At 62.7% G+C, this 10974-nt stretch carries 11 protein-coding genes; 5 read left to right on the forward strand and 6 right to left on the reverse strand.

Annotated features, from left to right (window positions below; genetic code table 11):
• Positions 1-14: 14 nt before the first annotated feature.
• Positions 15-1244: an iron-containing alcohol dehydrogenase gene (locus BLP23_RS10185; RefSeq protein ID WP_092584753.1), complete on the reverse strand. Its 1230-nt coding sequence runs from the start codon at positions 1242-1244 to the stop codon at positions 15-17.
• 5 nt (positions 1245-1249) lie between these two features.
• Positions 1250-2275 carry an Ldh family oxidoreductase gene (locus BLP23_RS10190; RefSeq protein WP_092584754.1) on the reverse strand — a complete coding sequence of 342 codons (1026 nt, stop codon included), beginning with the start codon at positions 2273-2275 and terminating at the stop codon, positions 1250-1252.
• 95 nt (positions 2276-2370) lie between these two features.
• On the opposite strand from BLP23_RS10190, the gene BLP23_RS10195 reads away from it, so the two are divergent.
• Positions 2371-3069: a GntR family transcriptional regulator gene (locus BLP23_RS10195; protein WP_092584755.1), complete on the forward strand. Its 699-nt coding sequence runs from the start codon at positions 2371-2373 to the stop codon at positions 3067-3069.
• Between the two features lie 55 nt (positions 3070-3124).
• Positions 3125-3718, forward strand: coding sequence for a DJ-1/PfpI family protein (locus BLP23_RS10200; RefSeq protein ID WP_092584756.1), 594 nt, complete (start codon positions 3125-3127; stop codon positions 3716-3718).
• Between the two features lie 68 nt (positions 3719-3786).
• Here the strand turns inward: BLP23_RS10200 and BLP23_RS10205 are convergent, their stop codons facing one another.
• The 4 genes from BLP23_RS10205 to BLP23_RS10220 are packed head-to-tail and all read right to left on the reverse strand — an operon-like array spanning position 3787 to position 7497.
• Positions 3787-4974, reverse strand: a complete 1188-nt coding sequence (locus tag BLP23_RS10205; RefSeq protein WP_092584757.1) for a M24 family metallopeptidase — start codon at positions 4972-4974, stop codon at positions 3787-3789.
• Positions 4975-5006: 32 nt separating this feature from the next.
• Entirely contained in the window at positions 5007-5420 is a 414-nt protein-coding gene (locus BLP23_RS10210) for a cupin domain-containing protein (RefSeq protein ID WP_092584758.1), read from the reverse strand.
• A gap of 25 nt (positions 5421-5445) precedes the next feature.
• Positions 5446-6288 (reverse strand): phosphoenolpyruvate hydrolase family protein, encoded by an 843-nt coding sequence (locus BLP23_RS10215; RefSeq protein WP_092584759.1) that lies wholly within the window; start codon positions 6286-6288, stop codon positions 5446-5448.
• A 12-nt stretch (positions 6289-6300) separates the two neighbouring features.
• The gene (locus BLP23_RS10220; protein WP_092584760.1) at positions 6301-7497 is read right to left on the reverse strand and encodes a Tm-1-like ATP-binding domain-containing protein; all 1197 of its coding nucleotides are present in this window, start codon (positions 7495-7497) and stop codon (positions 6301-6303) included.
• Positions 7498-7597: 100 nt separating this feature from the next.
• On the opposite strand from BLP23_RS10220, the gene BLP23_RS10225 reads away from it, so the two are divergent.
• The 3 genes from BLP23_RS10225 (at position 7598) to BLP23_RS10235 (ending at position 10974) form a co-directional block, all read left to right on the forward strand.
• Positions 7598-8239: a TetR/AcrR family transcriptional regulator gene (locus BLP23_RS10225; RefSeq protein ID WP_167363865.1), complete on the forward strand. Its 642-nt coding sequence runs from the start codon at positions 7598-7600 to the stop codon at positions 8237-8239.
• Positions 8240-8611: 372 nt separating this feature from the next.
• Positions 8612-9919 carry an ABC transporter substrate-binding protein gene (locus BLP23_RS10230; RefSeq protein ID WP_092584762.1) on the forward strand — a complete coding sequence of 436 codons (1308 nt, stop codon included), beginning with the start codon at positions 8612-8614 and terminating at the stop codon, positions 9917-9919.
• Between the two features lie 149 nt (positions 9920-10068).
• On the forward strand, positions 10069-10974 hold the full coding sequence (locus tag BLP23_RS10235; protein WP_022713860.1) for a carbohydrate ABC transporter permease: 906 nt from the start codon (positions 10069-10071) through the stop codon (positions 10972-10974).

The following is a 10974-nucleotide window of genomic DNA, read 5'->3' on the forward strand; positions in this document are numbered from 1 at the left end:
GATGTTTCCCAAGGTCAGAGGGCGGAAGCGGCCAGGTCGCCATCATAGGCGGCGCGAACGAGGCTGCGCATGGCGGCCGAATCGAAGGAGCGCGGATTGTTCTTGATCAGCCGGCCGATGCCGAGCGCCTGCTCGGCGGTCCAGTCAAGCCGGTCTTCCGGCAGGCCGAGCCTGGCGAGCGTCGGCGAGATGCCGATCGCGGCGAAGAGGCGCCTTACCTCGCCGATCGCCGCATCGGCAAGCATCTCCTCGTCCTCCACGCCGGCTGGGTCGAGGCCGAGCGCCCTGCCGACAACAGCGATTTCCCCGGCGGCGACGCGGCGATTGTAGGTCATCACATAGGGAAGCATGGTGGCGACCCCGAGGCCGTGCGCCGTATGGGTCACGGCACCGACCGGATATTGCACCGCATGGGCCGCAGCGGTGCCGGCTGTGCCGAAGGCGCAGCCTGCCGCGAGCGCGCCCATCATCACATCGGTGCGCGCATTGATGTCCGAGCCGTCGACGAAGGCCTTTTCCAGGCTCCGGCTGAGGAGCCGGATGGCATGAAGAGCGAACTGATCGGAGAGATCGCTCTTGCCGACGAAGACATGCTGCTGGGCGAGTTGCGGATTGCCGGGGCGCCGGATGGCCGTGAAAGCTTCGATCGCATGCGTCAGCGCATCCGCACCTGCAATCGCCGTGAGGCCCGCCGGGCAGGAGAGCGTGAGTTCCGGGTCGCAGATCGCCGCTGCGGCGATGAGATAGGGGCTCGAAATGCCTAACTTCAGCGTGCGGTCTGGATCGGAGACGACCGCGACGGGTGTGACCTCGGAGCCGGTGCCCGCAGTCGTCGGTACGGCGATGACCGGCAGGACAGGTCCTGGCACCTTGAACTCACCATAGTAATCGCCGAGCTTGCCGCCATGGGCGAGCAGAAGCGAGGCGCATTTCGCCATGTCGAGGCAACTGCCACCGCCGATGCCGATCACCATGTCGGGCGCAAAGCCGCCCGTGGCCTCCACACAACCCGCGACCGTATCGCGGGGCACATCCGGCAGCGTCTGGTCATACACCAGCACCGCGATGCCGGCGGCTTCGAGCGTGGCGATCATTTCCGCGAAGACGGGTGTCGCGGCAAAACGCGCATCCGTGCAGACGAGTGCACGCTGGCCGGTCCTGCCGGCGACGCTCGCGAGCGCATGGCGTTGGCCGATGCCAAACAGGATTTCGCGTGGCAGCCTCAGGACGGCAAACAGGCTCATGATCTTTATCCTTCGAAGGCCGGTATGCGGGTGCGGGAAATCGCGTTGAGGTCTTCCCAAAGGCGCGGGTCGATATCGAAACCGTCGCGGCTCGCTGCCGCTCGCCGCCGGCGGGCACGATCGCCCGGCACGAGGACCGGCTCGCCGGCCTTGGCCGGCGGTGAGGCGCGGACGGCATCGAGATAGGCCGACAGCCGCGCTGGCAGTCCCGGCGCCAGACTGGGCTCGATCAATATGAAGACGTCGCCCTTGTTGCATGGCGACTGGCTGTCCAGGGTGCCGCGCACATCAGGCGCGAGCGCCGAGCCCGCAAGGGCCGCCACCAGCAGTTCCATGGCAATGCCGAGGCCGTAGCCCTTCGCGTCGCCAAAGGGCGCGATCGCGCCGGCCTGGGCACGAAGCGGATCGGTCGTCGGGTGACCCTCAGCATCTCGCGCCCAACCTTCCGGAAGGGGTCTGCCGACCACCGCGTGGTGATGGATCCTGCCCATCGGCACTAGGCTGGTGGCGAGATCGAGCACGAGCGGCTCGTCGGCGGTCGGCACGGCGATCGCGACTGGGTTGGTGCCGAGCATGGCCCGCGTGCCGCCGAAGGGATGAACCAACGACTCGCTCGACGAGAGCGCTATGCCGACGAAACCCATCGCGGCGATGGCCTCCACATAATACGCGAGCATGCCGAGGTGGTTCGCATTGCGCACGGCGACGAGGCCGATGCCCAGATCGGGAATGTGGGGTGCCAGCCGCTCGATCGCCGCCATGGCGACGACAGGGCCGAACCCCGAAGAACCCTCCACCTCCATCACCGCATCAGCCCGCCAGCGCTGCGTGCCCTTCATCTCAGGGTCAATGACACCGCGCTCGATCCGTTCGACCAGTCGCGTAAGGCGGTGCAGACCATGCGAGGGGTGCCCCCTCATCTCGGCCGTCACCAGGACACGAGCCTGCAGGACCGCATGGTCACGCGGTGCGCCGTGCTCTTCCAGCAGGCGGGTGGCGAGCGCAACGGCTGCCGCTTCCGATATCCGCATAGTCCCTCCCTATATATAAAATCGTATAGGATATAGGATTGTATTTGCCGCAGCATCGTGCTAGCGATCGAACCTGTCAAGAGGCAAGACAGCAGATGATTTTGACGAGACCCAACGAACCTTCAGCGCGCACGACCCAGATACAGCGCGCCAACAGCCTGGCCGGCGACGTCTACGAAGCGATCTTCAACCAGCTTATGTCGTTGAAGATCGCACCAGGTGCGCGCATCACGGTCGACAACCTGGTCAAGGAGTTCGCCGTCTCCCACACCCCTATCCGCGAAGCACTCGGCCGGCTTGAAGGCGAGGGTCTCGTCGTCAAGCAACATCTCGTCGGCTATCGTGCCGCACCCCAGATCACGCGCCACCGCTTCGACGAACTCTATGAACTCCGCTTGCTGCTTGAGCCCGCCGGCGCTGCGAAGGCGGCCCAAGCGATGAACGACGAAAGGCTCGCCATACTGAGAGAGGCCGCAGGCGTGATGACGCGTAGTGACAACAGGGACGAGCGGGCGAACTATTCGACCTTCGCCCGGCAGGACGCCATCTTCCACGACCGCATCATGGAATTTGCCGGCAACGAACTGATCCGCGAGATGCTGACGTTCCAGCACACGCATTTCCATATCTTCCGACTGATGTTCCATCGTCGCGTGACCGAGGAGGCGCTCGGTGAGCATCAGACGCTGCTCGATGCTTTCGCGGCTCACGACCCCGACGCGGCGGAGAACGCAATGCGCATCCATATCGAACGCTCGCGCGACCGGCTGCTGCCGGCATTCGACGAAATCTGAGGAACCCGGCAGGCCAGGACGTGCCTGCCCGACCTGACAACAAGGAGGAGAACACATGCCAGGCAAGAAAATCCTGATGCTCACCGGCGATTTCACCGAGGAGTACGAGATCTTCGTCTACCAGCAGGCCATGGAGGCCGTCGGCCATACGGTGCACGTCGTCTGCCCCGATAAAAAAGCGGGCGACATTCTGAAGACGTCGCTGCACGACTTCGAGGGCGACCAGACCTATACGGAAAAGCCCGGACACAACGTCGTCATCAACAAGACCTTCTCGGAGGCCGAGGCGCAACTCGACGGATACCACGCCGTCTACTGCGCGGGCGGTCGCGGGCCTGAATACATTCGCACCGACAAGCGCGTTCAGACGATCGTCCGCCACTTCCATGAAACCCAGAAGCCGATCTTCACCATCTGCCACGGCGTCCAGATCCTGATCGCCGTCGATGGCGTCGTGCGTGGCAAGAAGGTGGGCGCGCTCGGCGCTTGTGAGCCGGAAGTGACGCTGGCCGGCGGCACCTATGTCGATCTGTCGCCGACGGAAGCTTATGTCGATGGCACGATGGTCTCGGCCAAGGGCTGGACGGCGCTCGCCGCCTTCATCCGCGAATGCCTAAAGGTTCTCGGCACGGAAATCCGTCACGCCTGAGATGACGGGACAAAAAGAATGGCCCGGCTGTGACAGCAGCCGGACCTTTTTTGCGATGGGCCTTGCAATCACGCGCCGCCGCGGTTCCAGCCCCGACCCGTGCTTCCGAACATCTCGTAGCCCGTCTCTGTGACGGCGAGCGTATCCTCGAGCTTGATGAAGCCGCGCTTCGGATGCAGCATGGTCGTCTCCACCGACAGCACCATGCCTGCCTCCAGCGGCCGGTCCGCATCGATCCCCTCATAGGCGACCGGATGATTGGTCATCAGGAACGGCGCCTCGTGGCTGATCAGGCCCATACCGTGACAGAAGAAATCGGTGAAGGCCGCAGAAGGCGACGCCTTCAGTTCCGCCTCGGCCGCCTCGATCATCTCGCGGCCGAAAGCGCCAGCCTGAACCCTGGCAAATGCCTTATGCTGGATCGCGTCGACCTCGGCGAGCAAATCCTCGAGTTCGCCGTCCGGCTCGCCCAGCACGCCCATGCGGCAAAGGTCGCCAATATAACCGTGATAGTTCCCGCCGGAATCAATCGACAGGACCTCGCCCTTCCCCCAGGTCTGCGGCGAGGCTGCGCGGTTGTGGCTGGAGCCGAGCGTCAGCAGGCAATATTCGAAGTGGAGCCCGCGGGTCGTCTCCTCGCGCCGGAGCTGCTCGATGATCTCCGTCTTCGTCGAGCCTTCCCGGGCGCTGGCGATCGTCGCGTTCATCGCTTCCGTGATGAGTTCAGAAGCCGCCCGCAGCTTGGCAAGCTCGTCCGGCGTCTTGATCGCGCGCAGGCGTTCGAGCGTATGCGTCGCATCGATGAAACGCGCGCCCTCGAGCCCTGCGACAAGCGCATCGCGGGCATCCGACGGCAGGAATGCCGGCTCGATGCCGATGCGCGTCCCCGCCTTGCCGATCTTTTTCAGATGTTCGATGGCAAGCGCTGCAGCATCGATCGTGCCCCAGGTCGCCGTGTGCACGGTCGGTGTCCAGAATGGATTGTTCTGGTGCTCGCCGCCTTCCATTCGGTTGCCGAGATAGGCCGCGTGGTCAGGTGCGCCCCTTTCGTAGACGACGACGGGCAGATACCGGCTATGGCCGATGGCATCCATGGCCGCAAAGAAGATGAACTTGTAGCCACCCATCAGATATTGCGTGTTGTGCTTGGAGGTGGCGACGATGACGTCGAGACCTGCCTCCTCCATGAGCCGGTCGAGCTTGGCCGAATCGAACGGCGCCACGGCGGGCGTTGTTTCCCTTGCGTTGATGTTCACCGTTTTTCCTCCCAGAGAACCTATGCCCGGCTTCACGAGCCCGGCGGCAGAAGGCGGAAGTCCGGCAGCTCGCGAAGCGCAAGCTCCGGCCCCGCCGGCGAATAGACGACGAAGAGCTGCATGGGCTCCGCGCCGGTATTTTTCGTCGAGTGGAAACGGCCTTCCGGAACATAGACCGTGCAGCCTGGCCCGACCTTCGTCGTGATCGGATTGCCGTTCTCGTCCTCAACCATCTGCTCGCCCTCGCCGGAGATGACGAAGATGATCTCCTCTGCACCCGGATGGTTGTGGCGGGCATGGCCCTTGCCACTCGGCAGGTCGACGACACCACCGGAAAAACGGCTGGCGCCGTTGACCTCCGGCGCCACCGTCAGCGCCAGCTTGCCCCAGTCGAAACCGAAGGCGCTCACATCCTTTGGATAGATGAAATACGCGTCCTTTGCCATGAAACGACCTCCCCCGTTTCCGTCCTCAGACGACCGCGCCGATGGCGAGCGCCTTGAATTCTTCCGTCTGCCTGCGGATCGCTGCCTCCGCCGGCAGGCGCTCCATCGAGCTTGCGCCGTAAAAGCCGTGGCAGCCGGGGCAACGCTCCAGGATGTAGCGCGCATCCTGAGGCATGGAGATCGGACCGCCGTGGCAGAGCACGATGACGTCGTCGCGCACGGAGCGCGCAGCCTTGGCAATCGCCATGATCTCATCGACGCAGTCATCGAGCGACTTGGCGGAGGTGGCGCCGATCGTGCCGCCGGTCGTCACCCCCATATGCGCCACGACGATGTCGGCGCCGGCAACCGTCATGTCGATCGCCTCGCTCTCATTGAAGACATAGGGCGTCGTCAATAGGTCGAGTCCGTGGGCGATGGCGATCATCTCGACCTCCAGACCGTAGCCCATGCCCGTCTCCTCGAAACTCTGTCGCATCCGGCCGTCGAAGAGGCCGATTGTGGGGAAGTTCTGCACGCCGGAAAAGCCCATTGCCTTCAGGTCGGCGAGGAAGCGCGGCATCAGCACGAAGGGGTCCGTGCCGTTGACGCCGGCAAGCACCGGCGTCGTTTTCACGACGGGAAGCACCTCGAGCGCCATGTCCTTCACGATCTCGTTGGCATTGCCATAGGCGAGCAGGCCGGCCGCCGAGCCGCGGCCCGCCATGCGGTAGCGTCCCGAATTGTAGATGATGATGAGGTCGATGCCGCCCGCCTCCTCGGCCTTGGCGGAGATGCCCGTGCCGGCGCCGCCGCCGACGATCGGCATGCCGGCTGAGATCATGCCGTGGAACTTTTCGAGGATGGTCTTGCGGGGTATGGCTGGCATTGATGTTGTCTCTCAGGGGTTGGCGATGTCACGATAGGCCGCGACGGCGGCCTCTGCGAATTGCGGGTCGTTGATATGGAGCGGCAAGCGGACGATGCGTCGCGCCGCGGTCGGTTTCACGGTCGCCTCCAGCGCGGCAAAGAGCGCGGCGTCGGCTTGCGGGTCGAAGAATACGCCGCCTTCGATGTCGAGGGCCGAGACGCCCTTCTCGGGAATGAGGAAGCGTACGGGGCCGTGGCACAGATTGAGCTTCTCGCCGATCCAGCGTCCGGTCTGCGCGCATTCGGCGGGCGTCGTGCGCATCAGCGTGACGTTCGGGTTGTGGCGGTAGAAGAGCCGGTCGGCATAGTGCCCCGGCACCGTCTCCGGGGCCCAGAAATTAACCATGTCCAGCGCGCCGACGGAGCCGACATAGGGCAAGCCTGTGCGAGCGATCGCGCCGAAACGGTCCGGGGTGGCAGGCAGGACGCCACCGAGAAGCAGGTCGCAGACCTCGGTGGTCGTGATGTCGAGCACACCGGAGACGAGCCCGCTGTCGGCAAGCTTCTCCATCGTGCGTCCGCCCGTGCCGGTGGCGTGGAAGACCAGGCAATCGTAATCCGCCCTGAGGCGCTCGACCATGGCGGTTACTGCAGGTGTCGTTACGCCAAACATGGTAAGCCCGAGGGCCGGCTTCGACGCCGTCACCTCAGCGGGCCGGCTGGCCATGGCCGTGATCGCCTGGGCCGCATTGTGCAGGATGACCCGGCTCAGCCGGTTCAGGCCCGCCATGTCGGTGACGGAGGGCATCATCACGATGTCGGAAACATCGACATAGGGGGCGACATCGCCGGACGCGAGTGTCGAGATCATGATCTTAGGCAGGCCGAGCCGCAATTGGCGCATGCCTGCGGTGACGATCGAGGTGCCACCGCCTCCGCCGATACCGATGACGCCGGCAATGTCGTGGCGCTCGGCGAGGAAGCGCGAGAAGGCAATGCCCATCGCCTCGACCGCCCTGCCGCGGTCGTCGCAGGCAAGGACGGCTCCAACGCCCTGCGGATGGAAGGCCGCAACCGTCTCGGCATTTATATCGACGGCGGTCGCAGGCTGGCGTGTGCCGACATCGACGCGCACGACATCGCCGCCCGCCGTCTCGACGCAAGCGGCCAGATAGGCAAGTTCCTCGCCCTTCGTATCGGCCGTTCCGACCACGTAGATGTGCTTCATTTCTCCTCCGCGACTAGGTGAAACCCCACCCGCCATGTCTCGCTTTCACAGCCACTCCATCGGCTCTTGCAAATTTATGAGACGAGCGTATCATAAAGATATGCATGTCTCACGTCAACCGAACGAAACCGCCAAAACCGCCGAGCGAGGCCCGCGTGCCCGCACGCGGAAACTGATGCTCGAAACGGCAACGCGGCTCATGCAATCCGGCATCACTCCGTCGGTAAGCGAAGTCGCCGAGGCGGCCGAAGTGTCGCGTGCAACCGCCTACCGTTACTTTCCGAGCCAGGCTGCGCTCGTGCATGCCGTGGTGGATGAGGCTCTGGGGCCCATACTCGACTGGTCGTCCGACAGTCCCGATGCGCGCACCCGCGTTGCCGACCTGCTGGCGACCGCGATGCCGCGCATCGACGAGTTCGAGGCCACCTTCAAAGCGGCGCTGAAGCTTTCGCTGGACCAGTGGGCACAGCGCCAGGCCGGCACGCTCGGCAACGAGCCGTTGTTCACCCGCGGCCACCGCGTCGATCTCCTGAAGAGCGTGACCAGGCCGCTCCAGGGCACCGTGCCGCCCGAGGCCCGGGAACGCCTTGCACAGGCACTCTCCCTTGTCTTCGGCGTGGAGGTGCTGATCGTGTTGAAGGATATTTGGGGACTTACCTCCGAAAGCGCACAGTCTGTAGCCGCATGGGCGGCAAAGGCGCTCGTTGAAGCTGCGGTACGGGAGGCGGGGAGCGAGGCATGACATTGACAACCCTTCGACTTGGAATGAAAACTGGTTCGACCAGTTCAATTAATTCTCTTTGTGTTTGTTGTCCGGATCGGCCACGATCAAACAGACTACCCGACAAGATGGCATCCGAAAATGCGAGACTATTGGTGAGATATAGACACTTTGAAGGCGAGTCGCGGGGAGAAGCTCCGCCAAAAGTTGCTCTTGACGGCAATTATATTTGGTACTACCAGATGAAGGAACCAGCATTCAGGCTAGCGATCTGAAACGGGCCAAGGGTCGGGGAGGCCACCACCAGAGCAAACAATCACCCATGAGGATCGGAGAGTCGGATCGGAAGGCCTGCAACGAAGCGGGAAGCGTGCATAAATGGGAGGAAAAGTTATGCGCAAGACTATGACCGGTCTCTTGGCCGGTGTCGGCTTGATGTGGGCCTGCGGAACGTCCGCACAAGCCCAGGAACTGACGATCTTCTGGGCCGAGTGGGACCCGGCGAACTACCTTCAGGAGCTCGTGAACGAATACGAGGCTGAAAGCGGCGTGAAGGTCACTGTCGAGACCACGCCGTGGGCCGACTTCCAGACCAAGGCCTTCACCGAGTTCAACGCCAAGGGCTCGGCCTACGATATGGTCGTCGGCGACAGCCAGTGGATCGGCGCTGCGTCCGAAGCCGGGCACTATGTCGATCTCACCGACTTCTTCAACAAGCACAAGCTCAAAGAAGTCATGGCGCCGGCAACGGTGAAATACTACGCCGAATATCCCTCGAACTCCGGAAAGTACTGGTCGATCCCGGCTGAAGGCGACGCCGTCGGCTGGTCCTACCGCAAGGATTGGTTCGAGGACCCCAAGGAGATGGAGGCCTTCAAGGCCAAATACGGCTACGACCTTGCCCCACCCAAGACATGGGCCGAGATGCGTGACATCGCCGAATTCTTCCATCGTCCGAACGAAAAGCGCTACGGCATCGCGATCTACACCGACAACTCCTATGACGGCCTCGTGATGGGCGTCGAAAACGCGATCTTCTCCTATGGCGGCGAGCTCGGTGATTATCAGACCTACAAGGTCGACGGCATCATCAATTCGGAGAAGAACGTCAAGGCGCTCGAAATGTATCGCGAGCTCTACGGCTTCACGCCTCCCGGCTGGGCCAAAACCTTTTTCGTCGAGAACAACCAGGCGATCACCGAGAATCTGGCGGCGATAAGCATGAACTACTTCGCCTTCTTCCCGGCGCTGGTCAACGAGGCGTCCAATCCAAACGCCAAGGTCACCGGCTTCTTCGCCAACCCGGCAGGTCCGGGCGGCGAACAGTTCGCAGCGCTCGGCGGCCAGGGTATCTCGGTCGTTTCATACTCGCAGAACCAGGAAGAGGCGATGAAATTCCTGGAATGGTTCATCAAGGACGAGACCCAGAAGCGCTGGGCCGAACTGGGCGGCTATACGGCAAGCGCCAAAGTGCTTGAATCGCCGGAATTCCAGAATGCGACACCCTATAATAAGGCCTTCTACGAGACCATGTTCAAGGTGAAGGACTTCTGGGCGACGCCTGAATATGCCGAACTGCTGATCCAGATGAATCAGCGCATCTATCCCTTCGTCACCGCCGGCGAGGGCACGGCGAAGGAAGCGCTCGACGCGCTTGCCAAGGACTGGAACACGACCTTCAAGAAGTATGGCCGTCACTAGGCATTGATGCAGCACGGGAGGGCGCGTAGCTCCCTCCCGTTTTTCTGCACCCGAGAACCAAACGACGCATGGCACATGTTCATGCTCGGGTAATGCGCAACCGGATGCCATCACTGCGTCCAGCGCTGGGCTCTTTGAGGAGGAGCACATTGGCAACCGTCGTCATGACATCCCTGGACGCGAAATCGCGTGCCGCCTCGCGCGGCATGAGCGATATCAGTATCCGCAACCTGTTCATCATCCCGACGATCCTCTTTCTGATCGTCTTCAACATCTTTCCGCTGATCTATTCGCTCGGCTATTCCTTTACCGACTTCCGCGCCTCGTCAAACGCGCGGGCCAATTTCGTGGGCCTGCAGAACTATCGCGAGCTGCTCAACGATACCTTCATCTGGTCGAATTTCGCCATCACCGCAAAGTATGTGATCGTCTCTGTGACGGGGCAGGTGATCGTCGGCTTCGGCACCGCAATGCTGCTCAACCGCGACATTCCGCTGAAGGGTCTGCTCACCACGTTGCTCCTGCTGCCGATGATGCTGTCGATGGCAGTGGTCGGCCTCTTCTGGAAGCTGCTCTACGATCCGTCCTTCGGCATCATCAACTACGCGCTCGGCCTCGGCTCCTTTGAATGGCTGTCGAACCCCGACATGGCGCTCTACGCCGTGGCGATCACCGACATCTGGATGTGGTCGCCCTTCGTGATGCTGCTGTCGCTCGCCGGCCTTTCTGCCGTGCCGAAGCATCTCTACGAGGCGGCGGCTATCGACCGGGCAGGCCCGTTCTACACCTTCTTCCGCATCACGCTGCCGCTGGTGGCGCCGATCCTGATGATCGCGATCATCTTCCGTACAATGGAAGCCTTCAAGACCTTCGACCTCGCCTATATCCTGACGAGCCAACCGACGACCGAGGTGATCTCGATCCGGCTCTACAAGATGGCCTTCCAGGAATGGCAGACAGGGCGCTCCTGCGCGCTCGCCTACATCGTGCTCATCATGGTGCTCGCCATCACCAACATCTACGTCAAGTATCTCAACAAGGTGAAGGAGCGCTGA

It is taken from the genome of Rhizobium mongolense subsp. loessense, assembly GCF_900099775.1.
Taxonomy (GTDB): domain Bacteria; phylum Pseudomonadota; class Alphaproteobacteria; order Rhizobiales; family Rhizobiaceae; genus Rhizobium; species Rhizobium loessense.

Excerpts from the sequence above, each read along its gene's own strand:
- BLP23_RS10200 (WP_092584756.1), top strand. The coding sequence starts at position 3,125 with ATGCCAGGCAAGAAAATCCTGATGCTCACCGGCGATTTCACCGAGGAG.
- BLP23_RS10190 (WP_092584754.1), bottom strand. The coding sequence starts at position 2,275 with ATGCGGATATCGGAAGCGGCAGCCGTTGCGCTCGCCACCCGCCTGCTG.
- BLP23_RS10225 (WP_167363865.1), top strand. The coding sequence starts at position 7,598 with ATGCATGTCTCACGTCAACCGAACGAAACCGCCAAAACCGCCGAGCGA.
- BLP23_RS10230 (WP_092584762.1), top strand. The coding sequence starts at position 8,612 with ATGCGCAAGACTATGACCGGTCTCTTGGCCGGTGTCGGCTTGATGTGG.
- BLP23_RS10185 (WP_092584753.1), bottom strand. The coding sequence starts at position 1,244 with ATGAGCCTGTTTGCCGTCCTGAGGCTGCCACGCGAAATCCTGTTTGGC.
- BLP23_RS10210 (WP_092584758.1), bottom strand. The coding sequence starts at position 5,420 with ATGGCAAAGGACGCGTATTTCATCTATCCAAAGGATGTGAGCGCCTTC.
- BLP23_RS10220 (WP_092584760.1), bottom strand. The coding sequence starts at position 7,497 with ATGAAGCACATCTACGTGGTCGGAACGGCCGATACGAAGGGCGAGGAA.
- BLP23_RS10215 (WP_092584759.1), bottom strand. The coding sequence starts at position 6,288 with ATGCCAGCCATACCCCGCAAGACCATCCTCGAAAAGTTCCACGGCATG.
- BLP23_RS10195 (WP_092584755.1), top strand. The coding sequence starts at position 2,371 with ATGATTTTGACGAGACCCAACGAACCTTCAGCGCGCACGACCCAGATA.